This is a genomic window from Vibrio sp. EJY3 (genome assembly GCF_000241385.1).
GTDB lineage: Bacteria > Pseudomonadota > Gammaproteobacteria > Enterobacterales > Vibrionaceae > Vibrio > Vibrio natriegens.
The window spans coordinates 779,464-804,502 of sequence record NC_016613.1 but is presented as its reverse complement, the minus strand read 5'-3'; the positions used below and the strand labels follow the sequence as shown (position 1 = coordinate 804,502).

The following is a 25,039-nucleotide window of genomic DNA, read 5'->3' as shown; positions in this document are numbered from 1 at the left end:
CGTGTTATGCGTTACGCTTTGCCGACTTCCAATACTTCTGCAAGTCGAACTGGCGATTCAAAACCCGCCAGATTAAGTAATACGTTTCCGTCACCCTTACCGAGTAATACGCTGTTTACATTGGCATAAGTGGAAACTGGGAACTCTTGCGACGCCCCATCAACTAAGCCAGATGCTTTCACTTTGTATTTACCGGCAGGCAATGGATTCCCGCTTTCATCATTACCGTCCCAGAGTACACGGGTGTCACCAGCTGGTTTCGCCCCTACCTCAAAAGTACGAACCAGTTGGCCAGCCTCGTTTTCGACACGAACAAATAAATTGTCGATAGACTGCGAAAGCTTAACCATGGCTGCCATTGGGGCTTCGTCTTGCTTCACACCCGCAGCGCCTGGGACCAACACATCGCGCCCAACCAGAGAAGAAGCCTGTAATGCTTGGTTCGATGTCATCGACGAGTTCAGACTCTCAAATTGAGTGTTCATTTTGCCGATGCCATCAACGGTCGCAAATGACGCCATTTGCGCGATCATCTGGTCATTACTGACTGGCTTAAACGGGTCCTGCTGAGACAATTGCTTGGTGAGCAAAGATAGGAAGTCTTCCTGTTTCAGGTCCTGCTTACCTGTACTCTCTTCCGCTTTTTTGTTCTCTTGTAGGCTTTTGAGCTGGTCGATGTAGGACAAGCCGCTTTGACCAACGTTGTTAAATCCGGCCATACGCTACCTCCTTATCCTTATTGACCCATCTGCAGCGTACGCAGCAGCATTTGTTTACTTGAGTCGGCAACTTGAACATTGGTTTGATATGCGCGAGAAGCCGAAATCATGTTTGCCATTTCTTCCATTACATTAACGTTTGGCTTGTAGATGTAGCCTTGTTCGTTTGCAAGAGGATGATCAGGGTTGTACTCCGCATTTAGCGGTTTATCACTTTCTACAATTCCCAACACTTTTACTGGCACCGTATTACCGTTACGCATGGCGTTACCTAACTCGGCACCAAATACAGCATGACGCGCTTTGTAAGTGTCTTTCGCAGAGCTGCTGACACTATCCGCATTCGCCAGGTTGCTTGAGGTAGTATTCAGACGAACAGACTCAGCGCTCATTGCGGAACCTGTCACATTGAAAACGTTAAATAAGCTCATCTAAATTAATCCCCTTTGATTGCCTTGGTTAAGTTCTTAAATTTGCCACCTAGAAAGTCGAGTGATGCCTGGTGTCTGATTTGGTTCTGCATGAACAGGTTACGTTCTAAATCCAAATCTACCGTGTTGCCATCCCCCGTATCAGGTTGGGTAGGAAGACGATATAGCTTGTCCCCTGTCAACGTTGTAGTGGCAGGAATATGCCGACCATCGGTTCGATTAAGACTAATACTTGCCCCAGATGTTGCCGCTTGTAATTCCTTTGCAAAGTCTAAACCTCTTGCCTTATAACCAGGTGTGTTTGCTTGCGCGATGTTGGTGGAAATCACCTCAGCATTGCGCTCACGTACGCCCACCGTGTGTTGGTGGATGCCTAGTGCATTGTCAAAAGATATAGCCATGTTTGCCTCTACAATTAGAACTGACCGGTATAAATAACTAAATAGCAATTACTATGCCAAAAACTGGCACACGTTTACGGCTAAAAGTTATCGATGCTTTGAATTGCAATATGTAAGCCAAGGTGATTGATGGAATGTCAGTGTCAATCCACTCGGCTTAAGCGTAAAGATACCTTTGTTTGAGGGAGTAGGCAAAAATGAAGGGGAAGATCAGGTATTGGGTTAAGAGAGATCCTAGGTCTTGACCCTAGGATCTTTAAACTATTTCAATTTATAAATGATACCCGGATTACAACGCACCATTTCAAAACGATCCGTCAGCCCGGTTAACGACTCAGATGCCCCCAGCAGTAGATAACCACCCGGATTGAGCTGGTTTGCCATTTGATTGAGTACTTTCGATTTCATCTCCGGTGAGAAGTAAATCAGGACATTACGGCAAAAGATAATGTCAAACTTACCCACCAGCGCGTAGCTGTCGAGCAAGTTTTGCGGGCGAAAGTTGACCAGACGCTTTACATTGTCTTTCACTTTCATGCGTCCATCTCCGTTGTCTTCAAAAAAGACACGACGACGTTCCGGAGAGAGGCCACGCCCCAACGCTAAATTGTCATACACGCCAGCGCGACACATCTCCAGCATACTGCTCGAAATGTCGGTTGCGGTGATAGAAACGCTTGGCAATAATCCCGGTTTACGCTGCTGCGTTTCCAAAATCGTCATTGCGATGGAGTACGGTTCTTGCCCCGATGAACTGGCGGCTGACCAGATTTTAATCGGGCGTTTGTTTGCCGCGACTTCCGGCAATAATTTCTCAGCTAAAACCGTGAACGGATACGTATCTCGAAACCACAGCGTTTCGTTGGTTGTCATCGCATCCACAGCCGCAATACGTAGTTCCCGATTGCGGCCTGAGACCACATTACGCAGCAAATCAGACAACGAAGTGAGCTTAAACTTGGTCACTAACGGACTTAATCGACTGCGCACTAAGTACTGCTTACTATCGCCTAGCACAATGCCACATTGCGCTTCGAGAAAACGGCTAAAGTCACGATACTCTTGATCGCCAATTGTAATAGCAGTCATTCATGTCTCTTTATTGTATTAATGCAGTTTTAACCGCGTTACCCAGTTCGTCTGGATTAAATTTCGCAATGAAGGTGTTCGCTCCCACGCGATCAACCATAGCTTGGTTAAATACGCCACTTAAGGAAGAGTGGAGAATAACATAAAGGTCTTTCAAATCCGCATTTCTGCGAATTTCAGCCGTTAGTGTGTAGCCGTCCATCTCTGGCATTTCGATATCAGAAATCACCAGAGAAATTTGCTCGTAGATGTCACCCTCTCGAGCCATCTCAAGCAAGGTATTGTATGCCTCTTTACCATCTTTCACCGACAACACCTCGAAACCGATCGAACGGATAGCTCGCTCGAGTTGTTTACGTGCAACAGTAGAGTCATCGGCAATCATAATACGGCGTACAATTGGTTTCACCTGCTCTGCCTGAGCGATTTCTTCACCAATCGAAGCGTCCATCGTCTCATCCACTGGCGCAATTTCAGCCAAAACTTTTTCTACATCGAGAATTTCAACGAGCTCGTTATCAATGTTGGTTACCGCGGTCAGGTAATGTGCTTTACCCGCGCCTTCCGGAGGCGGCAAAATCGCTTCCCAGTGCATGTTTATAATGCGCTCAACCGACGATACTAAGAACGCCTGAATGGAGCGGTTGAACTCCGCAATCACCACAAAGCACTTGTCAATTTCCGTGGTTGGGCGGCCACCAATTGCCAGGCTTAAATCAATAACGGATACAGTATGGCCACGAATATGAGCAACACCTTTTACTAACGGATGCAGATTTGGCATTACTGTCAGCTTTGGACATTGCAGCACTTCCCGAACTTTAAATACGTTAATGCCATAACGCTGCCGCCCCATCAATCTAAAGGTCAACAATTCCAATCGGTTCTGACCGACGAGTTGCGTACGCTGATTCACTGAGTCAAGAATCCCCGTCATATGCTCATCTCCATCTCAAACTTTTTGTTTTTAAATGATACTCTACCACTGGCAAGCATTGTTCCAGGGAGACCTTATGGCGTATTTCACTATCACTTCGACTACATTGACTAAAACAATATGTAGATCGGTATTCACAAAGTACGCTAAGGCTATCGGCATTTTGCTCAGTATATTTAGCTTTTTTGTTCATTCAGCCACTGATAATCAGCTCGAGCAGATAAAAATGGCAGCAGAACAACATGTTTTAGCCACCGTCGAGCAACCTGCAGGCGGTGAGTTAACCGTCAATGCAGCAAATATCGACTCACGGATTAAAGCTACCGATTGCCCAGAGCCTCTCGACACTTCGGCTTCAACCACCAGCAGCACGCGCAGCAATATTAATGTATTGGTTGAATGTTCTACTGATGACTGGAAAGTCTACGTCCCAGTGCGTATGTCAGTTTCGGTCCCGATGCTTGTCAGTACTCGCCAGCTCGTTCGAGGGGAAATCATCAGTGCTTCAGACGTCACCACGTCAATGATTGAGTTACAACGCTTTCGCAAAGATGGCTTTACCGACCATTCTCAAGTCGTGGGCGCGAAATTAAAGCGTAGTGTTCGCCTTGGAGATGTCGTGGAGCGAAATGATGTGTGCGTGGTGTGTCGTAACGAGAGAGTGACAATTCAAGCGGTAAAAGCGGGGATGACAATCTCGACCCAAGGCACTGCATTGCAAGACGGCGCAGCAGGTGATCAAGTGAGAGTGAAAAATGATAAGTCACAACGTATAATAGAAGGCATAGTGACTGGCATTGCAGAAATCACCGTCAACTTTTGACCTTCGGCGAACAACAGCACGAGAAGAAAATCGATCAATAAAAGTGCACAAAATGATTAAAGTTATTTTGGCGTTGGTCGATAGTCTGAGTACCAGTATTACGATACAAGGCAAAGGTAAAACATGGCAGGTATAGACAATATACGTTCAGGTCAGATAATGACGACTAATAAAAGTCGCGCACCTGCACGTAATGAATCGAATGCGACCAACACAACAGATTCGCATAAAATGTCAGCGCAACAAGATGCAGTATCTTTGAGCCAACAAAGTAAAGACGTCAATAAACTCCAAAAGGATATGGCAGCTTCACCGGCTTATGACACCGCAAAAGTGGCCGCAATCAAAGAAGCAATCGCAAACGGCTCATACAAGGTTGATCCAGAAAAACTGGCCGACAACATGATAAAGCTTGAAAGCGAATTGCAAGGCAAAATCTAACTGACTTAGGCTCAAGGTAAGTATTCATGGCAGCATTAGTCGATCTCGTAAACTTCCAACTAGAAAATGCAAAAGCACTTTCTGTCGTTTTACGTCAGGAAACACAAGCCATCACTGCGCGTGTTTCTGCTGATATCGAAAGTATTGCCAAACAAAAGATGACACTCATTGATCAATTAAAGACGACTGATCAGCGAATCGCCTCTCACCCGCATGTCAATCAGCTTACCGAAGATGAACACCTAAGTCAGGTTGTAAACCAGATCCAATCTATCGTTATTGATTGCCAACAAGTTAATCAAATGAACGGTGAATCGCTCAATCGAGCGCAGCTGAGCTTCACCAAGCTCAATAACATGCTTCAACGCACCCACGGTAAAGTTGGTATGACTTACAACGCCGGTGGGCAAACTCACACTATTTCGACATTAGGCACCAACATCAAAGCCTGATTTTTCTCTTCGTGATACCCCTATCGTTTATCTACTCTAAGTTTTACGCACAAAAAAACGACCCAATGTTACCAATGAGCCGCTAAAGAGATTATCTGACGTTATTTAGATATCAGAACAGGGTCTGCTGACGCTTCTCAGGTACCTGCTGTACTTCACCATAGTCTCTTAGCTTGTCCATTTTGCGAATATCCAGACGAAGCTCTGTTACATAACTGTCTTCGACCAAGTAGCTTCTCACCACTTCCGCGCCGCGAATAACGCCGTCAACCGCACCGGTTGTGCTTTCCGTCCCTAAACGCTGATCTTGCAACTCTGCTCGGCCACTGACACGCATACCATAGACCTGCTCTGCCAGTTCACGGTAAGCATCAATTTTCGATGCGCGCATTGCTCGAACACGTTTTTCTTCTACAGTGCGACCAGTTTGTTCACTCACGCTGGCATAACCTACGGCCACTAATAGTTCATCCTGACGCATCTGCTGTAATGGTTGGCAACCCACCAGTACCAAGGTGGCGATAATAAATAATAATTTTTTCATGGCTCTGTCCTATGGGCGGAGAATCACAGTGTATGGCTGACGAATCGTCGGGTCTGAACGAATCAGGACGCCATCTTGAGTACGAATACTGTTGAGCGTATCTAAGTCGCGGCCAATACGATCCGCAGGCAAAAAGCCCTGTGCCGTTGCTACAACAATTCGGCTTTGCATCCCTACTACGCGGGCGTTTACAAGCACACCACCTTCCTGGCGTAGCATGGTACCGGTTAACACGTATTGGATTTCCTGCTCTTGAGCGAGATCGCTCCAGTCTCTGCTCAATGCAAAGTCACCTTGTTGAGTGACTTGAATCGAGCCTGTCGTTTTGAAGTCCACCACTTTAAATCCACGACGCTGGAACTGATGGATGAATCCTTCAGATACCGAGTTCCCCAACCAATTGGTTGCATCCATATTCTGTAAATCAACGAATGATGTGATCGCAATAGGCGTACGCGCAGAGACCGCGACGTTAGAAACCATCAACTCTTCCGTCATGCTTTCAATAAAAAAGTCCATCGTATGACGCGGGCTATCCATCAGCATGAACTGACTGCCTGAATAGGGTTCTTTACCATTGTAAATTGGTGAATACGCGCACGATGTCAAAAGCGTCATCATCGATGCGGCAGCAAGCCATTTTTTCATGGATTGATTCTCCAGATAATCTTGGGTGTCACTGTTCCTTATCATTCATGACAAGAAACGAAATCTTGGAACAGTCTTTGCTTTTCTTTTGCCTGTCCAAACTAGAAAGCGCTACCAAACTTCACTGATGTTTGTTTTAGCAATATTTATACCTGAACGGTTACAAGCCATGAAAAAAATATTAATCAGCGTATTATCAATCACTTTCGTTCTGCTTCTGCCTTTTCGCGCAGTCGCCGCGTGGTACGAAGTGACAGGCGTTGCCACGATCGTATCTTCGGACGATGCGGCAAGGCTACACGCCTTAGAGGATGCGCTTTTTAAAGCCGTCAACTTTTCGGGGGCAGATATTGGCAGCATCAGTAATTTAATGCCGCTATTAGAAGAAAACCGCAAAGAGTATCAGTTCACTAACCATGAAGTACGCTACATCCTGGTTGAATCAGAGCGAAAGCGAAGTGGTAAGATGGAGATAAAGCTCCGTGTCGACATCTACCCATCGGCAATGGGTTGCCACACGGCTCAATACAAAAAAACCATCCTGGTTGGGAATATTGATGTCGCCTCTCCTCAACAAGCCGTGATGGGACAAATTTATCAAGTTGGTGATGACTTTAGCCACGTTGTGAATCGTCAGCTCGATCAGACCTCGCACAGTTTCGTTTCTGTCGGCACTACCGACTACTCAATTAGCCGCAACTACCCTGCTCGCACTCAGATGATTGCCGAGGACAATGGGGCACAGTACATCATTGGTGGCATCATCACTGACTTAACCGCGACGATTGAATCTAAAGTACTCAAAGATGACATCATCAACCGGCAGTTTGCCTTAGAGATGAAAGTTTATGATGGTAAAACTGGCCATGAAGTCTTTTATAAAACCTACCGCGAAGTCGCTCGCTGGCCGTTTGCAAAAACCAGTCAGGTCGACACACGAAGCGCGCGATTCTGGGCCTCTACTTATGGTGAAATGATGCTGCGCGTAAGCCGTAACATCATGTTAGATTTGGAATCAGAACTGTCTTGTAAGGTAACCTTGCCGGAAGTAGTGGCTGTCTACGGAAACACCGTCACTATGGATTTAGGCCGTATGCACGGTGTTAAAGAAGGCGACAAATTGCAATTGTGGCACACCGCGTCTTTTATCGATCAAAGTGGTTTACCACGTAACAAAGTATCGCAAAGTGAAGTGACCTTAACCGTGTCGCGCGTTTATGAACACGAAGCAGAACTGAGCATCGATCAACCCAACCTGTCATCAAGCGTTCAAATTGGCGATGTAATGAACAAGATACTCTAAAAGACAACATTAGGCCTTGAGATATGCGTACTTTTGAATATTATAGATGACGCATCTTATTTGATTATACCAACTGCAGTAGCTGGTATTACGCCCTCATGGCACAGCTGGATAGCGCAGTCCCCTCCTAAGGGACAGGTCGTAGGTTCGAATCCTACTGGGGGCGCCACATCAAAACCTTAGTTCGCGATTGAACTAAGGTTTTTTTCTTTTCCCTTGATCTGACATCACTTGAGACGATTCATTAGAAGCTCACTCAGCGTCTTTTTCTAGAACATTCACTAACGGCACAAAACCAATTTTAAACGCAGCTATTTACAGTTTTATATTTTATGACTTTAATTATTGATGAGTTTTGCTTACCCTTTTTGGCTATTAATAAGAATATTAGTTAGCGCTATGTCTAAGAGCAATTTAATTACAAATACCGGACACCGTTTTATATCCAAAGGCAAAACAGCCTTTAAGATCCACATCCACACCCCAGAGGATACGGTACTTCACCGCTCTGTAGGGTTCGTGCGCATTGGAGAGGAGAAGGGACTAAAGAAAGCCATTAAATTGAGAAATGAATTGGGACAGCAGATGTGGGGCAAGTTTTGGCGGCGCCTTTTGAAAGATCCCTATCTGATGACAAGATTACCGCACAGTGTTGAACCGAAAATCGTTCATAAACCCAATCCAACTCTAGAGAATCCAGACAATCGAGACACTTGTTACATTGCCAAGTGGCGAGAGTTTAACGAACACGGAGAATATAAGTACAAGACGGTTGTGCGCTCAATCAGTAAATACGGCAAGCTTGCCGCATACATGCAAACCAAAAAAGCACTGCTGGAAGCTCACAAGGAAAATCTGGAAATACTTACGTTCATGGGACGCCTAAACAGTATCGATCTTAAATAACCCAATGTACTAAGTCATTTTAGGCTGTTACTAGTTTTTGCATCGACAATAGATATAAAAATGCCCCAAAGCGCTAACGCTTTGGGGCATTTAAATTCAGGACTATATTTGTTTAAATAGTATCTTATTGCTGAACTTGGTATTCAAATTCAGGAACAATCACTTCTACGCGACGGTTTTGTTGACGACCTTCACGCGTTTCGTTTGATGCGATAGGGTTGTTTTCACCTTCACCACGAGCGTGGATGCGTGATGCATCAATGCCTTTTTCTACTAGCGCGTTAGCAACAGATTCTGCGCGTTTCTCAGAAACTTTTTGGTTGTATGATGCAGCGCCAGAAGCATCTGTGTAGCCTACCACTTCAACATTCGCTTGTGGATGCTCGTTTAGGAAAGCAACCAAGTTGTCTAGTTTAGCTGCGCTTTCAGGTTTTAGTGTTGTGCTGTTTAGATCGAAGCCACCAGTACCGATAGTTTGAGTTTCAAATGTTTTCGTTACAACGACTGGCTCTTCTACAACAACCACTTCTTCAACGATTGGCGCTTCTTCAACAACTGGCTCTTCGCTGCCACCGAACTTGAATGAAACACCTAGGGTCGCTGTATTGCCTGTTGCGCGAACTACATCGTTGTTGATGTCAGTGATAGTTTGGTATTCCGCACGAGCAGTAACATTTTGGCTTAGGTTGAACTCAAGACCTGCCGCACCAAGGTAAGAGTAATCGTCTTTACCATCGAACATTACGTAAGCGCCACCCACTTTACCGTAAAGTGCGATGTCTTCAGTGATTGGTAGGCTGAATTTAGGCGCAAGGGTGATAGCTTCTACGTGACCACCGAAAGAGGTGTTATCAAAATCACCAACATTGTCAAAACCTGCTTCAACTGCAATGTAGTCATTGAATTCGTAACCAACAAAAGCACCAAGAGTCGAGTCATCTTTATCGCAAGATTGACCTGCTACACAAGCATCTTCCAACCAAGATTTACCCATTTTACCGCCAACATAAACTTCGGCTTGAGCCGCTGATGCCATAAGTAAAGATGCTGAAATTACCGCTGCTAGTTTTTTCATTATTGATTCCTATTAAGAATTACTTTTATTAGATCACGAAATGCGTCGCCGACTGACGTTGTATTCCAATTTGATTCATTCCTTGAGCGTATTACCGAAGCTAACTTTGTGCATATACATGCAAATTATTTATCAAAAGTTGCTCGGGTATCATTCCTGTTCAGTATTCGGGACCGCTATTTGGGTCCCACTGACGAGATGAACTATAACGCTAAGAAATCTCGAGAAAAATCCCAAAACTGTCAATTTAGTGTCATCAAAACCGCAAACATTATGTGACATAGAGCACCCAAAGCCTATCGCGACAACGAAGCAAACGTTTGCGTAAAAAAGCACAACAAAATAACTAATGCAGATATTTGTCTCACTATTGAGATGTTACTTGGGGAATTTTATAGATAGTAGATATTAATCAGAGGGATAGTTTGAAAATCAGCCATTGAATAAGCACTAAAAACCACGATATTTAATTACAAAAATTTATCATAAAACAAACATCAACACGCCGACATAGCATGTACATCAGTCAAATCTGTTCACTACTTTCGCTTTTATTACATTCTTTAGACACAAAAAAACCGCGGAAATTACCGCGGTTATTGAATGTTTATGCAATTAAATTATGCATTAGCTTCACGTTCAGCAATAAACGCTAAGGCCATTTTAATACGAGCAATGCAACGCTCTTGACCAATTAGAGCCATAACTGCGTCAACAGATGGGGACTGACCACCGCCTGTTACTGCGACACGTAGCGGCATACCAATTTTACCCATGCCGATTTCTAGCTCTTCGCAAACGGCTGTAATTACACCATCTTTGATGCTTTCAGTTGTCCACTCAGTTAACGATTCTGCTTTTGCAAGTGCAAGCTCTAGAGGCTCTTTTGCTACACCACGTAGGTGTTTCTTCGCAGCGCCTGCTTCAAACTCAGAGAAATCTTCGTAGAAGTAGCGAATCTGCTCAGCCAGTTCAACAAGTGTATTACAACGCTCACCAACCAATTTGATCACTTCAGTGATTGCAGGGCCGTTTGTCACGTCCAGCTTCTGTTGGTCTAGGTGCCATTGTAAGTGCTCTGCAACGTACGCTGGATCAGAGCTCTTGATGTAGTGGTTGTTTAGCCACTGCAGCTTATCTGTGTTAAATGCAGACGCTGACTTAGATACGGCGTCCAGACTAAACAGATTAATCATTTCTTCTTGAGTGAAGATTTCTTGGTCACCGTGAGACCAACCCAGACGAACAAGGTAGTTGTTTAGGGCAGCTGGTAAGTAACCCATGTCGCGGTACTGCATTACCGATACAGCGCCGTGACGTTTAGACAGTTTCGCACCGTCGTCACCCAGAATCATTGCACAGTGAGCAAATGTAGGTACTGGTGCACCTAGTGCTTCGTAAATGTTGATCTGACGAGGTGTGTTGTTGATGTGATCCTCACCACGAACAACGTGTGTGATGCCCATATCCCAGTCATCAACCACAACACAGAAGTTGTACGTTGGTGAACCATCAGTACGGCGAATGATCAAGTCATCCATCTGCTCATTACGGATTTCGATACGACCACGGATTTGGTCTTCAAATACAACGCTACCCTCTTTCGGGTTGCGGAAACGAATTACGCAAGGATCACCATCTTTCGCCGCATCGTTTGCCGCTTTGATTTTAGGATGGTTAGCATCGTAGCGAGGCATTTCTTTGTTCACTTCTTGCTCTGCACGAATCTCATCCAGTAGCTCTTTAGATGCGTAACATTTGTATGCTTTGTCTTCAGCAACCAGCTTATCAACCATTTCGTTGTAACGGTCAAAACGTTGAGTTTGGTAGTAAGGACCTTCATCCCACTCCAGACCTAGCCATTCCATACCTTCCAGAATCGCATCAACCGCTTCTTTAGAGTTACGCTCAAGGTCTGTATCTTCGATACGCAGAACGAATTCACCACCTTGGTTTTTAGCATATAGCCAAGAATACAGTGCCGTACGCGCACCACCAACGTGTAGATAGCCAGTTGGGCTAGGAGCAAAACGAGTTTTAACCGTCATTTGAGTTCCTTAGGGTTAATGTTCAACGAGAGGGTTCTCGTTGTATTGTCAAGGATAAAAGTGGCGACATTTTACCATCGTAAGTCAATACTACAATCCTTCCGTGTTCATATACCCAAATAACCTCTCGATGCGGGGTTCAACGAAATTCACTTCATTGATAACAAACCTTGACCTTACCCTTGCAGTAAGGTTTAAGCTCACTATATTACGATCAGTGAGGACAAGTTATGAATCAGTTTGTAGTACCGTTATCAGGGCTTAACTGCATGGGTTGTGCAAGGAAAGTTGAGAAAACTTTACATGCAAATCATAGTGTTGAAATCCTCAACTTGTCCCCGACCTCTGTGGAAGTCAAAACCGATGCCTCTTTAAACGAGATTGTTGAGTCTATAGAATCCTTAGGCTATCAGGCAGGTCACGTCTATGACTTTAACTTGTCCGGATTAAGCTGTGGCGGCTGCGTCAGAAAGCTCTCTGCTTTATTAGAGTCAAATGCAGACGTTATCTCATTTGAAGCTTCGACGACGCAATTAAATATCCGAACTCTTCTTTCTGAACAGCAAGTCATCGATCTTGTCGCGAGCTTAGGCTACACCGCGAGTAAAGAAGCCATCACAGGAACCGAAAGTACAGAAGTTAAAAGTGCCGAGCCTGAAGATGAAACCCAACCAGCACAAAGCGAAGCACCAGATAACCCACTGAAAGACATTCCACCAGCCAGCAGCACTCAACTGCAAATGCTAATCCAGGGAATGACCTGCGCAAGTTGCGTTTCTTCAGTCGAAAAAGCATTAACTAAGGTTGAAGGTGTAGAAAAAGCTCAGGTAAACCTTGCTGAACAAAGTGCCTTAGTGTTCGCGACTCAGGATTCTGAAGACCTACACCAAGCGATTGTAGAGTCGGTAAAACAAGCAGGATACCAAGCGGAAATCCTACAAGACGCCGCAACACAACAAGAAAAGCAAGCGCAGCAGCAATTGGCACAGCAAAAACGCTTTAAATTTGATGCCATTGCAGGCTTAGTGGTGGGTGCTCCCTTAATGCTGTGGGGTGTGGCTGGCGGTAACATGATGATTCGCCACACCAGTGACCAGTACATTTGGGGCGCAGTCGGTCTTTTATGTTTGCTGCTTCTGGCAACTGCTGGTCGCCACTTCTTCAGCAACGCTTGGTTAGCGGCGACTCACAAACGCGCAACCATGGATACACTGGTTGCATTGGGTACAGGTGCAGCTTGGTTCTACTCCATGCTCGTAGTGGTTTTCCCAAATTGGTTCCCGCTCGCATCACGTCACGTCTATTTTGAAGCAAGTGCAATGATCGTTGGTTTGATTTCTCTCGGTCACTATATAGAAGCCAAAGCCAAGGCTAACACTACTCGCTCATTACAAGCTTTAATTAACTTGCAACCACAACAAGCGACGGCTATTACAGAGAAAGGCGATCAGACCATCAGCGTTGAGCAAATAACGCTTGGTATGAAATTAAGAATTAAGCCCGGCGAGAAAGTGCCAGTAGATGGCACCGTACTCGAAGGCGAATCCTATATAGACGAGTCAATGCTAACCGGAGAGCCTGTCCCGGTACTAAAAGGGCTGGATGCAGAAGTCTCTGCTGGTACGCTAAACACCGACGGTAGCTTGGTTATCGAAGCCACTGGCATTGGTGCAAATACGATGCTCGCGCGCATCATTCGTATGGTTAGAACCGCTCAAAGCAGTAAACCTGCCATCGCCAAATTAGCCGACCAAATCTCAGCGGTATTTGTACCTGTCGTGGTTGGTATTGCCTTACTTGCTGCGTTGGTTTGGTTTGCCGTAGGTCCAGAGCCTAAAGCCAGCTACATGCTCGTGGTGACTACAACCGTACTCATCATCGCCTGCCCTTGTGCACTTGGCTTGGCTACACCTCTTTCCGTCACAGTTGGCGTAGGCAAAGCCGCCGAGTTGGGCATCTTAATTAAAGACGCTGATGCACTGCAGTTAGCCAGTAAAGTCGATACGGTCGTCTTCGATAAAACCGGTACGCTGACACAAGGAAAACCATCGGTTCAGCAAGTTTTTACTCACGCGACCAGTCAAGATGAACTGCTTACTATGGCCTATTCGGCAGAGCGTCAGTCTGAGCACCCACTTGCCAAAGCCGTGTGTGATTTTGCGAAACAACAAGACGCGAGAGAAGTCACGTTAGATAAATTCGAAAACGTCCGTGGACGCGGCATCTTAGCGACTTACCAAGGTAAACCATTGCTGATCGGTTCTTTGCAATTTATGCAAGCCGAGAATATTGACACAAGTAACCTAAAACAAGCGATAGAAGAGAGTGCAAAAAACGCGTGGACGCCTGTCGCTGTAGCTCTGGATAACGAGTTAGTCGGACTGATTGCCATTGCCGACCCAATCAAATCAGACGCTAAAGAAGCACTTTCAGCTTTGAAAGCTCAGGGAGTCAAAACCGTGATGTTGACGGGTGATAACCAGCACGTTGCTGATGCGATCGGTAAAGAGCTCGGCATTGATGAAGTGATTGCACAAGTTTTACCAGATGAAAAAGCCCAGCACATCGAGCAACTTCAATCTAAAGGCCATATTGTGGCGATGGTCGGAGACGGCATTAACGATGCGCCTGCTCTTGCACTTGCCAACCTTGGTATCGCAATGGGAAGCGGCAGTGATGTCGCGATAGAAAGTGCGCAAATGACGATTCTCAACACTTCACCAATGGCCGTGGTGCACGCAATAGAGTTGTCGCGCGCTACACTTAAAAACATGAAACAAAACTTGTTTGGTGCCTTTGTTTATAACTCGTTGGGAATACCTGTTGCGGCAGGTGTACTTTACCCAGCATTTGGCTTTTTACTCAGTCCCGTAGTTGCAGGAGCAGCGATGGCACTGTCTTCAATTACTGTCGTTAGTAATGCAAACCGACTACGACTGTTTTCAGTAAAATGACGACTTCTTTCTGAGGGTATTATGAAATTGAAACTTGTAACTTTTGCAATGCTTGCGACCGTATCCGCCAATGTATTGGCAGCCGATGTCATTAACCACAAGTCGCCATATTGTGGCTGTTGTGGTGACTGGACAAAACACATGGAAGAGAATGGCTTTACGGTCGAAGAAAAACTGCATGATGATATGAATGCCATAAAACGCGAATTAGGCATGAAAAACCAACAGCTCTACTCTTGCCATACGGCAGAAATAAACGGTTATCTGTTTGAAGGACACGTGCCAGCAGCCGATATTAAAGCCTTCTTGGAAAACCCTCCGAAGAATGCGAAAGGTCTGACGGTTCCTGGAATGCCAGTAGGCTCCCCAGGTATGGAGTATGGCGATAAAAAGGACAGTTACACCGTTTACGCTTTCAATGAACAAGGACAGGTTTCGGCCTTTAGTCACCACAAAGGTAACGACAAATAAAATAAAGCCCAGCTCTTAAAACAGATGCTGGGCTTTTTCTTAGCAACTTAATGGACAATTAAGACGAAATCGTTAGAAACCGTAAGAAGCACCAAATACAAAGGCGTTGTTCACTAGGCTGTCTCCATTCGCATTTTCTGCGCCATGAGCCTGAGAGCGAAGTTCAAAGTATGGTTGAACACCTTTACGAGTCCATGTCGCACGGAACTCGTGGTCCATTGTATCGGCATCAATCATGTATACATTGTTGTAGCTTAGCGTCACATCTTCATTCATCACGTAACCGATGCGGTTATCCATGCGGTAGTCCGTATCAGCATCTGCGTCTGTTGCATCAATGTGTGCACGCGTGCGGTTGCTTAGAGAAATGCCGTTATCGAAGTTGTAACCAATTTTCACCAGTGGACGGTATTGAATGTTTTCGCCCGCTGAGAACAAGTGTTGGTAACCTGCTGCAACCCAAAGACGATCGGTGATGTTAAATGACTGCTCACCCCCTACCGTAATGTAAGGTGTTATGTTCCCTGCGCCACCATTTTTACTTTCTAGTTTGCCAAGTTGAATACCATCAAACTCAGTGTAAACCGTAAAGCCACCAAATGAATTATCGAAAGTATGACCAGCTTCGAGTGTAGAAGTCACGTCCGAGCCGTGAATTCGGCCATCATCGTGAAATTGAACGTTACCTGTTACGTAAGAAGAACCAGCAAATGCGCTAGACGCGAAAGCGAGAGAAAGAGCACTCAGTGCAAAAATGTATTTCATAATTACTGCCTTTATTTATTCACGTTATGTGATGGTTCCAGACTCGTAGGTTCCTTTACATAACAAAATTTGGAATCTGCCTTAGTGGGCGGAGGCAATACTGAAATAATTAATTTTCGATGAAAAATAAATCCTTTAAAAAGGTGATCATGTTCAAAACGGGAAACCAGACAATAAATAAAACTCATAAAATACAGTCAATTACAACTGAACTGGAAAATCTTTCAAAAAAACCATATCCGACCTACATCACAACAAACTACATAAATCAGAACGATTTACCAATTAAGATCACATTATTAATTTAAACTTTCACCCCAATCTTTTTTATCAGAGCGAAATAATTAGATTTCGATCACACTTAATTTACGCATAAAAATAAATAGCACGTCGCAAAATGGTGAGTTTATCGTGACAATTCTATCTGCCCCCTATTAAGCGGCTCGTATACACACGAGATATTGAAAACGTGTTCTATGCTCAATATGGCATCTTGCTCCAGTTTCGGTATAAAGTGATGTGCAGATGCGCTTTCAAGATGCTGGATACAAAATGTTATCCGGGATTCAGTTCGAGGATAATAATATGTTCCGCATAATGACCTTTGTATCATCGTTTTTTGTTCTTTTTACTTCCTTTTCGTCCAGCGCTGAGCCACAACATTGGTTAGCCAAAAAAGGCGAGACAGAATATATGATTATCGGCTCAGTACATGTGGGGGATAAAACCATGTATCCCTTGCCTAAAAACCTACTGGAACACCTTAGCGAAAGTTCGGGGCTGATCATTGAAGCGGACGTAAGAAGTAATGAAGGTGCTGTTTACCCGCCAGTGTCTACGCGAACCAAAACGATACTGAACAAAACGCAGCGTCAACAACTGATCAAAATAGCAAAAGATTTGCAGTTACCAGAAACTCAGCTGCTGAATGCCCCACCATGGAATACCGCTCTCACCATCCAACTCGCTTTAGTGAACAAACTGGGGTATGTCTCAACAGAAGGCGTCGATATGCACTTAATTGGCTTGGCCGACAAAAACGGCATTCCTGTCATTTCACTCGAAACCGTACAGTTTCAAATCGATTTAATTACTGGTCAGCCTGATGAAGGTAAAGAAATGCTGCTGTCATCCATCAATGAATATGAAGCAGGAGAAGAGCTCGTCGAATGCCTGATTGAAAGCTGGAAAAGTGGCGATGGTAGCATGTTGGAAGAAGCCTCTTTAACTGACAAAGCAACAGAAGAGTTTAATGAGGCCTTTTTATATGTACGTAATAAAGACTGGGCAGAAAAGCTCGACATCGGCAACATACTCCCACAAAAGCAAGGCCGCTATACCGTTGTGGTTGGCAGCCTGCATCTCGTCGGTAAAGATAACCTAATTGATTTGCTGGCCGAGCGAGGTTTTGAAATTACACCGCTTGGTAATACACGCAAAGCGAAGTGCAATATCCAACAGATGTAGATACAGTAAGCTCAATGCAAAAAGCCGCAACATTTCTGCTGCGGCTTCTTTTAATATGGTCGCTGAAGAGCCATGTTCTAACTTAAGGCGAACCCCCGCTTTGGTGCGAATCCGTCAGTACGAATTTTATGAACTCTAAAACGACGAAAGCCTGCTTTAAAAGCAGGCTTTCTTAATGTGGTCGGTGAAGAGGAATTCGATCGGACTGGCGTTCCAGCCCACGACCCTAAGCTCCAGCACGCATTTAAAATGCAAAAAGGGCTCTGTATTTCTACAGAGCCTTTTTTAGAAAATAATCGGTGAAGAGCCATATTCTAACTTCAGGCGAACCCCCGCTTTGGTTCGAATCCGTTAGTACGAATTTTATGACCTCTAAAACGACGAAAGCCTGCTTTAAAAGCAGGCTTTCTTAATGTGGTCGGTGAAGAGGGATTCGAACCCCCGACCCTCTGGTCCCAAACCAGATGCGCTACCAAGCTGCGCTATTCACCGAGATGTTGACTTGGAATCTTGCTAAAGCTAGAGGGTGACCCTCTGGTCCGCTATTCCTAAACCCCGAGATGCGCTACTAATCACGCTAATCTTCGAGATGTTTAACTGAGGACTTGTCCCCGTCAACGAGGTGGTATATTACGGATTCTGATCCGAGACGCAAGTGCTTTTTCTAAAAAAACGTAATGTCTTAATCCGTTTGGTGAATAACTGAACACAAGCACGCAAAATGTGACTGACAACCCACAATAAAATACAGTTTATTAACCTCAGCAACATAATTGATCCAGATCAGTGTGCGAAAAAACACCAACAATTAATTTGTGTCTATCGGGAATATCTTGGAGGAAACATATGGACTTTTGGCTTGATCTCCTATTTGGTAATGCAGTAGGTCTATCATCGATGATAGTAATCTTCGGAGCGATCGGTCTAATGTTGTTTTATGGCGGTTTCTTCATGTACAAGATCATGAACGATAAATCTCCTCACTAGATCTCGCTTAGCCCTATAAACGCTTTGCACCGGAGTCGGTTACTTGCCTACTCCGGTTTTTTATTGATCTTTTCCCTCATCTCATTGATATAATCACCTGTACCTATCCTGTTCTTTATGAGATCGCCACTATGTCTCACGATGACGATTTTGAGTTGTTCCAACAAATGATGGGTGATGTAAAGCCAATCACTCAAGACACCGCAGAGCACAAGAAAGTTCACCAAGTAACCGATGCACACCTTGCTAAGCGAGAAGCGGCTATATGGTTAACAGAGGACGACCCAGAGTACCTCTCTCTCGATCATGCAGAAATGCTCAAGCCCGACGACTTTGTCGAGTTCAAACGTGATGGTGTGCAAGACGGCGTATACCGCAAACTACGCTTAGGCAAGTACCCGATTCAGGCACGTTTAGACTTGCACAGAAAAACTCTGAAAGAAGCACGTGATGAAGTCGTAAAATTCCTGAAACAATGTATATCAATGGACATTCGCACGGTTGTCATTGTTCATGGTCGAGGTGAACGGTCTAATCCACCAGCGTTAATGAAGAGCTTCGTCAGCAGTTGGCTACAGCAAATTAAAGAAGTGCAGTGTGTTCACAGTGCGCAGCGCTTTCACGGTGGTAGCGGAGCCGTCTACGTGTTGTTAAGAAAGAGTCCAGATAAGAAGCTGGAAAACCGAGAACGCCATCAAAAACGGTTAGGCTAAGTTTCTTGTCGGTGCTAGAATGCCCGACCTTATTTTCCCCTTCGCTAGCATTAGCTGGGATACTTTATTCACCGCCGTTGTGAAACGTTAGGAGTACAACATGTCACAAGATAATTCTAAACGCTTAAATAAGTTTATTAGTGAAACAGGCTTTTGTTCACGCCGAGAGGCCGACAGACTGATCGAGCAAGGTCGTGTCACGATTAATGGTAAGCAACCAGAAATGGGCACAAAAGTCTTACCAGGCGATGATGTTTGTGTCGATGGCAAACCTGTCGCTGCAAAAGAGAAACCTGTTTACATCGCGTTAAACAAACCGACCGGCATTACCTGTACTACAGAACGTGATGTACCGGGCAACATTGTCGACTTTATTGGACATAAAAAACGCATTTTCCCTATTGGTCGCCTAGATAAACCGTCTGACGGTCTGATCTTTTTGACTAACGACGGTGACATCGTTAACAAAATTCTTCGTGCCGGTAACAACCACGAAAAAGAGTACGTGGTGCGCGTCGATAAGCCAATCACTGGCGATTTTCTTAAACAGATGTCGAGCGGTGTGAAAATCCTCGATACGGTAACGCTTCCTTGTAAAGTGACCAAAGAAACCAAGTTCTCGTTCCGAATTGTGCTGACTCAGGGTTTGAACCGTCAGATCCGCCGTATGTGTGAAGCTCTGGGTTATGAGGTATACAAACTACGTCGCGTGCGTATTATGAATATCTCCCTAGATGGTATTCCGAACGGTAAATGGCGTTACCTGACAGATGCGGAAGTAGCTGAAATCATGGCGATGTGTGATGGTTCGGTTGGTACTGAAGAAGCCTCTAAAGTGGATTCTAAAGGGCGTAACATTCGAAAAGCAACAGACGCTAAACTGTTTGACAGTCGTGACGAAAACCAAGATTCAACCGCTCGTCGTAACCAAAAGCCACGTACATTCCGTGGTAATAATGCCGATGAGTTCCGTCATGCACCTAACTCTAAGAAAGGCCAACAAAGACGCCGTCCGGACAATGACAACCCTCGTCCAAACAAAGAGAGCTTTAAAGCGAAAGCGCAGGACTCCGATCGTAAACCGACGAAACAAAAAGTGCGTTACGACAATCCAAACGCGACTAAGCCATCTCAACCAGTAAAACGTAGTGGCAATACATTAAGCTTGAAAAAATAATTTATTGCAGCATGAAGAACAGAAAGGACGCCAGTGCGTCCTTTTTATTTATCTGTCACTCTTAGGTTGCCACTTATAAACACAAAGGTGCAAATTGACCACGAGTTAAGGTCAGCAAATCTTGTGGGGCCAGCTCTATTTCCAACCCACGCTTACCAGCACTCACACAAACGGTTTCTTGCTCTTTGGCGCTTTCGTGTAAAAAAGTGGGGAGCGCTTTCTTTTGTCCAAGCGGGCTAATACCGCCCACCACATAGCCCGTTGTTTTCTGAGCGATGTCTGGGTCTGCCATGTCCGCCTTCTTTCCCTTTGCCGCTTTTGCTGCCAGTTTAAGATTCAATTTCTGGTCAACGGGAATGATGGCTACTGCAAGATTTCTAGGCTCGCCGTTTAAACAAAACAGCAAGGTTTTAAATACTTTTTTTGGATCTTGTCCCAATACTTCAGCAGCTTCCAAGCCGTAGCTATCGGCTCTTGGATCATGTTCATACTGATGTATGGTATGTGGCACTTTTTTCTTTTTCGCAAGATTAATGGCCGGAGTCATCAAGATTCTCCTTATCAAAATAAAAAACGCAGCTTGCGATAAATGAAGCTGCGTTTTTAGTTAATGATATCAGCGATTTTGAGTCAATCGCTTTTTCGCTATCTGGCGTTATTGATAAATAACATTGTCAGTTGCGTATTTGATTTGCCCGGTAGGCGCGTAACGATTGACATCGATCGGACTGTGAGACTCGAGATAATCTTTTAATACTTCAGCATCGGTAAAGCCTGTATTCACGTAGCCTGCATGGTTATCAATTTTCGGATAACCATCACCACCCGCCGCGTTATAACTTGGTACGGTAAAACGATAGTTGCCATCCAAACGAAGCTGTTGGTCACCAATAAAGACGTTGGTCACCTCGCCATTTTCAATAGTTAAAGCGATACCTGCAAACTGAGCATATGCGCCCGAGTCAACAGGTTTGGTCGCGACAACATTCAGATAGTCCAGAACTTCTTGGCCCGACATGTCTACGTAAGTCACCATATTGCCGAATGGTTGAACCGTCAGGACGTCTTTATAAGTAATATCCCCTTTCTCAATCGAATCGCGAACACCACCCGAGTTCATCACCGCAAAGTCTGCTTTGGCGCGTTCCATATGAGCAGTTGCAATCAGACGGCCAAGATTGGTTTGCTTAAATCGCACCACATCACGATCACCTTCCAGCTTGCCATTTGACTCCGCAATTTTTACATTCAGCTGCCCCTGACCTTTCTCTTGATAAGGACGCAGGAATTCCAGCAGCGATTCATCCTGAGCAATTTCATCTTCAACCAGAACGCGCTCTGATTGCCCATTAATTTCCACTTTCTTCTTCAAGTTGACCGGAATAAGGTCGTAACTCACCATCGAAAGCTCACCGTTACGAAACTCGTAATCTGCACGACCGACATACTTACCCCACTCATAGGCTTGAACGATGTAAGTCCCGTTTTGTTGATCTGGCTGGCACTCATCACCCGGCTTGAAGTTTTGCTTCATGACGTTTGGGCCTTCCATACAAACAGGCTCTTGCGAGTGGCCGCCGACAATCATGTCCAAATCACCTTCACTTAAATAACGCGCTAACGCTACATCACCCGGCGCATTAATGCCACGGTTGCCGTTTTCATAGTGTCCCATATGAGTGACAGCAAAGATCAAATCAGGATATTCGGTCTTTTTCAGCTCAGCGATCAGTTTTTTCGCTTCCTCTTTTGGATCACGGAAGTCCACTTGACCTATGTATTCAGGGTTACCTAACTTCGCAGTATCTTCTGTTGTCAGGCCAATAACCGCAATCTTAATGCCTTGCTTATTGAACATCGCATAAGGCTGGAACATGCGTTTACCGGTTTCTTTCGAATAGATATTGGCGGACAACATTGGGAAAGTCGCCCATTCCTGCTGCTTAAACAAAACGTCTAACGGATTATCAAACTCATGATTGCCGAGTGCCATCGCATCATAGCCAATTTTGCTCATGCCTTTAAAGTCAGGTTCCGCATCTTGTAAATCTGACTCAGGAACACCCGTGTTGATATCACCACCAGAGAGAAGCAAAAGACTGCCCCCCTCCGCTTCTACCTCTTCACGTAAATCATCAATCAGTGTTTTACGTGCTGCCATACCGTACTCTGCATATTTGTTCTGCCAAAAACGACCATGGTGATCGTTAGTATGCAGTACCGTTAACCGGTAAGTGGTATCTGTTTTCCATTCATGGGCGGGTTGGGTTGCACATCCGGCAAGAGTAGCCAGAATGACCGCACTCAAGGCGGTTTTTACCATCAGACGCTGCTTCATTGTTTTACCTTTTCTTTTATGAATCCACTGCTGTTGTACTTTATTAAATACGTTTATCGGCCACTTCACGAAAGTACGAAACGACAAGTGGGCTATTCTAACGTATTGATTTTTAATTATGGCCAATTGTCATCTGATCTCAAATTTAACTATGACAGTTTGAGACTTCTGTTATTCCAGACAAAAAAATAGCCAACATAGAGTTGGCTATTTTCTCGTTTGGTAACATTAATTATTTAATGTCGATGTCCGCAAAGCTCTTGATAAGGTCGTCAAGTGACTTCATTTGCGCCAAGAATGGCTCTAGCTTGTCCAGTGGCAGTGCAGAAGGGCCGTCACAACGTGCTTGATCTGGGTTCGGGTGTGCTTCAATGAACAAACCAGCAATACCCGTTGCAAGGCCTGCTTTTGCCAGCTCAACCGTCTGTTCACGACGGCCACCAGATGCCGCGCCTGATGGATCACGCATTTGTAGAGAGTGCGTCACGTCAAAAATGATTGGGCTGCCTTTTGAAGCGTTTTTCATAACGCCGAAACCAAGCATGTCTACCACTAGGTTGTCGTAACCATGGCATGAACCGCGTTCACATAGAATGATTTTATCGTTACCACACTCTGCAAACTTCTCAACGATGTTACCCACCTGACCAGGGCTCATGAACTGAGGTTTTTTCACGTTGATAACCGCGCCTGTTTTTGCCATCGCTTCAACAAGGTCAGTCTGACGTGCTAGGAACGCAGGAAGCTGAATAACATCCACAACGTCTGCAACTGGCTGTGCCTGAGCTTCAGTGTGAACATCCGTGATAATTTTCACGCCAAAGGTGTCTTTAAGCTCTTGAAAGATCTTCATACCTTCTTCAAGGCCAGGGCCACGGTATGAGTGAACAGAACTGCGGTTTGCTTTGTCGAACGACGCCTTAAATACGTAAGGAATACCCAGTTTTTCAGTCACTTTTACGTAGTGCTCACAGATCTGCATAGCAAGATCACGAGACTCGAGAACGTTCATACCGGCAAATAGGGTGAATGGCTTGTCGTTAGCAACCTGAATGTCGCCAATATTAACGATTTTCTGTTCCATTTTGATTCTCTTTTTCTATTCACGATAAGCTTCAGAGCGCCTATCGGTAACATTAGTGTAGTGTGGTGTGCTTCTCAGTCATCACGTTTACTTGTGATTTTAGTAGCTCTGAAGCCGGATCATCCGGGCACTGGTCAATAAAGTACTGGAAATCAGACGCCGCGACCTGATGGCACTCTAACTGCTGAAAGATAAACCCGCGATCTCGAATCTCATATGGGTCATCTGGTACAAAGGTCAGTGCGAGGTTGGTACAACGCAGTGCCAGCGTGTAGCGCTCTTCACGCAGCATGGCACTTTTGATCAGCGCAAGCCAACGGCCAATAACGGTCGGATTGTCCGCTTCTTCGAAATGCTCTGGTTTGAGCTGCGCGAGTGGGCCGTCTTGGCCAATTAACCAAGCCTGAAGAATTCGTTCACCTACGTATTCGCCGTTAAACGGATTAATGTAATCTGGCGTCTTGTGCATCCAATCAATTTTCAGCAAAAACTGCGTTGGAAAAGTAATGCCTTTTAACGGGAAACCGAGCTTGTTACCCAGATACAATAAAATCGAGCCCAAACTGACTGGAATGCCTTTTTTACGCTCTAACACTTTATCGATAAAGCTGTTATCAGAGTTAAAATACTCTTGGTCATCGCCTTTAAAGCCCCACTCCTGGAAGAATAGGCGTAAAAACGAATCGAAGCGCTGCTCTTCATTCGTTTCATGAACCAAAGCAACTTCGGCTTCTTGGTATAGGCGTTCCAGCTCTTGTTTTGCCCAATGTACATTCGTCTCAGGATCGACAGACTTGTTAAGCTCTAACGCGCCTTCCACCAACGCCATATTGTCAAAATCTTCGTCAAAAAACTCAACCATGACTGTTACCCAAATAAAGTCGGACTCTTAGACACTGCAATATTAGCGGCCATCACTAGCCAGCCTAATGCGCCGAAGAAACCGAAAATTTGTAGTAATTTGTTTTTGGCTAACTTCAAAGCGAAGAAGCCCAGAGCAATGTACGCTAACACGCAAGTGATCTTGTTGGTTAACCAAGGCGCTGCGTCAGTAAATGGAATGAAGCCAGTGACGAAGATCAGAGCGATACCAGATACGAGTAGCGCAGTATCAACAATATGCGGGAACACTTTCAAAAAACGGTTGTTACGTTTTGGCGAGTTCATCATCATTAACACAAAGCGAATCGACAACAATGTCGCACTAAGTGCAATGGTCACGAGGTGAATATGTTTTAGAGCTACGTACATTTTTCTTCTCTTAGT

At 44.9% G+C, this 25,039-nt stretch carries 26 protein-coding genes and 2 tRNA genes; 12 read left to right on the top strand and 16 right to left on the bottom strand.

What is annotated here, in order from left to right; genetic code table 11:
- Positions 1–11 precede the first annotated feature (11 nt).
- The 5 genes from flgD to VEJY3_RS03700 all read right to left on the bottom strand — a co-directional run bounded on the left by flgD (position 12) and on the right by VEJY3_RS03700 (position 3,577).
- Entirely contained in the window at positions 12–719 is a 708-nt protein-coding gene (gene flgD, locus VEJY3_RS03720; RefSeq protein ID WP_014231093.1) for a flagellar hook assembly protein FlgD, read from the bottom strand.
- Between the two features lie 17 nt (positions 720–736).
- Positions 737–1,150 (bottom strand): flagellar basal body rod protein FlgC, encoded by a 414-nt coding sequence (gene flgC, locus VEJY3_RS03715; protein ID WP_014231092.1) that lies wholly within the window; start codon positions 1,148–1,150, stop codon positions 737–739.
- A gap of 5 nt (positions 1,151–1,155) precedes the next feature.
- The gene (flgB, locus tag VEJY3_RS03710; protein WP_014231091.1) at positions 1,156–1,551 is read right to left on the bottom strand and encodes a flagellar basal body rod protein FlgB; all 396 of its coding nucleotides are present in this window, start codon (positions 1,549–1,551) and stop codon (positions 1,156–1,158) included.
- Between the two features lie 261 nt (positions 1,552–1,812).
- Positions 1,813–2,640 carry a protein-glutamate O-methyltransferase gene (locus VEJY3_RS03705; protein ID WP_014231090.1) on the bottom strand — a complete coding sequence of 276 codons (828 nt, stop codon included), beginning with the start codon at positions 2,638–2,640 and terminating at the stop codon, positions 1,813–1,815.
- A gap of 10 nt (positions 2,641–2,650) precedes the next feature.
- Positions 2,651–3,577 (bottom strand): chemotaxis protein, encoded by a 927-nt coding sequence (locus VEJY3_RS03700; protein ID WP_014231089.1) that lies wholly within the window; start codon positions 3,575–3,577, stop codon positions 2,651–2,653.
- Between the two features lie 76 nt (positions 3,578–3,653).
- Here VEJY3_RS03700 and flgA point away from each other — a divergent pair, with 76 nt between their 5' ends.
- The 3 genes from flgA to VEJY3_RS03685 all read left to right on the top strand — a co-directional run bounded on the left by flgA (position 3,654) and on the right by VEJY3_RS03685 (position 5,293).
- Complete coding sequence (flgA, locus tag VEJY3_RS03695; RefSeq protein WP_041170199.1) at positions 3,654–4,400, top strand: flagellar basal body P-ring formation chaperone FlgA; 747 nt, start codon at positions 3,654–3,656, stop codon at positions 4,398–4,400.
- Positions 4,401–4,523: 123 nt separating this feature from the next.
- Positions 4,524–4,841 carry a flagellar biosynthesis anti-sigma factor FlgM gene (flgM, locus tag VEJY3_RS03690; protein ID WP_014231087.1) on the top strand — a complete coding sequence of 106 codons (318 nt, stop codon included), beginning with the start codon at positions 4,524–4,526 and terminating at the stop codon, positions 4,839–4,841.
- A gap of 26 nt (positions 4,842–4,867) precedes the next feature.
- A complete protein-coding gene (locus VEJY3_RS03685; protein ID WP_014231086.1) occupies positions 4,868–5,293 on the top strand; it encodes a flagella synthesis protein FlgN in 426 nt (141 codons plus the stop codon).
- A gap of 112 nt (positions 5,294–5,405) precedes the next feature.
- Here VEJY3_RS03685 and flgP read toward each other — a convergent pair whose 3' ends face one another.
- Together flgP and VEJY3_RS03675 are read right to left on the bottom strand one after the other, a co-directional pair.
- Positions 5,406–5,837 (bottom strand): flagellar assembly lipoprotein FlgP, encoded by a 432-nt coding sequence (flgP, locus tag VEJY3_RS03680; RefSeq protein ID WP_014231085.1) that lies wholly within the window; start codon positions 5,835–5,837, stop codon positions 5,406–5,408.
- A gap of 9 nt (positions 5,838–5,846) precedes the next feature.
- Complete coding sequence (locus VEJY3_RS03675) at positions 5,847–6,485, bottom strand: FlgO family outer membrane protein (protein ID WP_014231084.1); 639 nt, start codon at positions 6,483–6,485, stop codon at positions 5,847–5,849.
- Between the two features lie 169 nt (positions 6,486–6,654).
- On the opposite strand from VEJY3_RS03675, the gene VEJY3_RS03670 reads away from it, so the two are divergent.
- From VEJY3_RS03670 to VEJY3_RS03660, 3 genes are all read left to right on the top strand, one after another.
- Positions 6,655–7,788: a flagellar assembly protein FlgT gene (locus tag VEJY3_RS03670; RefSeq protein WP_014231083.1), complete on the top strand. Its 1,134-nt coding sequence runs from the start codon at positions 6,655–6,657 to the stop codon at positions 7,786–7,788.
- Between the two features lie 92 nt (positions 7,789–7,880).
- Positions 7,881–7,957 (top strand) — tRNA-Arg (locus VEJY3_RS03665).
- 230 nt (positions 7,958–8,187) lie between these two features.
- Entirely contained in the window at positions 8,188–8,694 is a 507-nt protein-coding gene (locus VEJY3_RS03660) for a hypothetical protein (protein WP_014231082.1), read from the top strand.
- 124 nt (positions 8,695–8,818) lie between these two features.
- Here the strand turns inward: VEJY3_RS03660 and VEJY3_RS03655 are convergent, their stop codons facing one another.
- Both VEJY3_RS03655 and gltX read right to left on the bottom strand, forming a co-directional pair.
- Positions 8,819–9,769 carry an OmpA family protein gene (locus VEJY3_RS03655; protein WP_014231081.1) on the bottom strand — a complete coding sequence of 317 codons (951 nt, stop codon included), beginning with the start codon at positions 9,767–9,769 and terminating at the stop codon, positions 8,819–8,821.
- 620 nt (positions 9,770–10,389) lie between these two features.
- Entirely contained in the window at positions 10,390–11,817 is a 1,428-nt protein-coding gene (gene gltX / locus VEJY3_RS03650; protein ID WP_014231080.1) for a glutamate--tRNA ligase, read from the bottom strand.
- A gap of 230 nt (positions 11,818–12,047) precedes the next feature.
- On the opposite strand from gltX, the gene VEJY3_RS03645 reads away from it, so the two are divergent.
- Both VEJY3_RS03645 and VEJY3_RS03640 read left to right on the top strand, forming a co-directional pair.
- The gene (locus tag VEJY3_RS03645; protein ID WP_014231079.1) at positions 12,048–14,771 is read left to right on the top strand and encodes a heavy metal translocating P-type ATPase; all 2,724 of its coding nucleotides are present in this window, start codon (positions 12,048–12,050) and stop codon (positions 14,769–14,771) included.
- Between the two features lie 21 nt (positions 14,772–14,792).
- Entirely contained in the window at positions 14,793–15,242 is a 450-nt protein-coding gene (locus VEJY3_RS03640) for a DUF411 domain-containing protein (RefSeq protein WP_014231078.1), read from the top strand.
- A gap of 72 nt (positions 15,243–15,314) precedes the next feature.
- On the opposite strand, the gene VEJY3_RS03635 is transcribed toward VEJY3_RS03640, so the two are convergent.
- Positions 15,315–16,007, bottom strand: coding sequence for an oligogalacturonate-specific porin KdgM family protein (locus tag VEJY3_RS03635; RefSeq protein WP_014231077.1), 693 nt, complete (start codon positions 16,005–16,007; stop codon positions 15,315–15,317).
- 585 nt (positions 16,008–16,592) lie between these two features.
- On the opposite strand from VEJY3_RS03635, the gene VEJY3_RS03630 reads away from it, so the two are divergent.
- Positions 16,593–17,474, top strand: a complete 882-nt coding sequence (locus tag VEJY3_RS03630) for a TraB/GumN family protein (RefSeq protein ID WP_041170304.1) — start codon at positions 16,593–16,595, stop codon at positions 17,472–17,474.
- Positions 17,475–17,889: 415 nt separating this feature from the next.
- Here VEJY3_RS03630 and VEJY3_RS03625 read toward each other — a convergent pair.
- A tRNA-Pro gene (locus VEJY3_RS03625) sits at positions 17,890–17,966 on the bottom strand.
- Positions 17,967–18,320: 354 nt separating this feature from the next.
- Between VEJY3_RS03625 and VEJY3_RS24565 the strand changes: the two genes are divergently transcribed.
- The 3 genes from VEJY3_RS24565 (at position 18,321) to rluF (ending at position 20,351) form a co-directional block, all read left to right on the top strand.
- Positions 18,321–18,461, top strand: coding sequence for a DUF3149 domain-containing protein (locus tag VEJY3_RS24565; RefSeq protein ID WP_014231074.1), 141 nt, complete (start codon positions 18,321–18,323; stop codon positions 18,459–18,461).
- 131 nt (positions 18,462–18,592) lie between these two features.
- The gene (gene smrA / locus VEJY3_RS03615) at positions 18,593–19,174 is read left to right on the top strand and encodes a DNA endonuclease SmrA (RefSeq protein ID WP_014231073.1); all 582 of its coding nucleotides are present in this window, start codon (positions 18,593–18,595) and stop codon (positions 19,172–19,174) included.
- A 100-nt stretch (positions 19,175–19,274) separates the two neighbouring features.
- Positions 19,275–20,351 carry a 23S rRNA pseudouridine(2604) synthase RluF gene (rluF, locus tag VEJY3_RS03610; RefSeq protein WP_014231072.1) on the top strand — a complete coding sequence of 359 codons (1,077 nt, stop codon included), beginning with the start codon at positions 19,275–19,277 and terminating at the stop codon, positions 20,349–20,351.
- Positions 20,352–20,424: 73 nt separating this feature from the next.
- Here the strand turns inward: rluF and ybaK are convergent, their stop codons facing one another.
- The 5 genes from ybaK to VEJY3_RS03585 all read right to left on the bottom strand — a co-directional run bounded on the left by ybaK (position 20,425) and on the right by VEJY3_RS03585 (position 25,024).
- Positions 20,425–20,898 (bottom strand): Cys-tRNA(Pro) deacylase, encoded by a 474-nt coding sequence (gene ybaK / locus VEJY3_RS03605; protein ID WP_014231071.1) that lies wholly within the window; start codon positions 20,896–20,898, stop codon positions 20,425–20,427.
- A 108-nt stretch (positions 20,899–21,006) separates the two neighbouring features.
- Positions 21,007–22,689: a bifunctional UDP-sugar hydrolase/5'-nucleotidase UshA gene (gene ushA / locus VEJY3_RS03600; protein WP_014231070.1), complete on the bottom strand. Its 1,683-nt coding sequence runs from the start codon at positions 22,687–22,689 to the stop codon at positions 21,007–21,009.
- 232 nt (positions 22,690–22,921) lie between these two features.
- A complete protein-coding gene (kdsA, locus tag VEJY3_RS03595) occupies positions 22,922–23,773 on the bottom strand; it encodes a 3-deoxy-8-phosphooctulonate synthase (protein ID WP_005384095.1) in 852 nt (283 codons plus the stop codon).
- Positions 23,774–23,825: 52 nt separating this feature from the next.
- On the bottom strand, positions 23,826–24,635 hold the full coding sequence (locus VEJY3_RS03590; protein WP_014231069.1) for a SirB1 family protein: 810 nt from the start codon (positions 24,633–24,635) through the stop codon (positions 23,826–23,828).
- A 5-nt stretch (positions 24,636–24,640) separates the two neighbouring features.
- Entirely contained in the window at positions 24,641–25,024 is a 384-nt protein-coding gene (locus tag VEJY3_RS03585; RefSeq protein ID WP_014231068.1) for a SirB2 family protein, read from the bottom strand.
- Between the last annotated feature and the right edge of the window lie 15 nt (positions 25,025–25,039).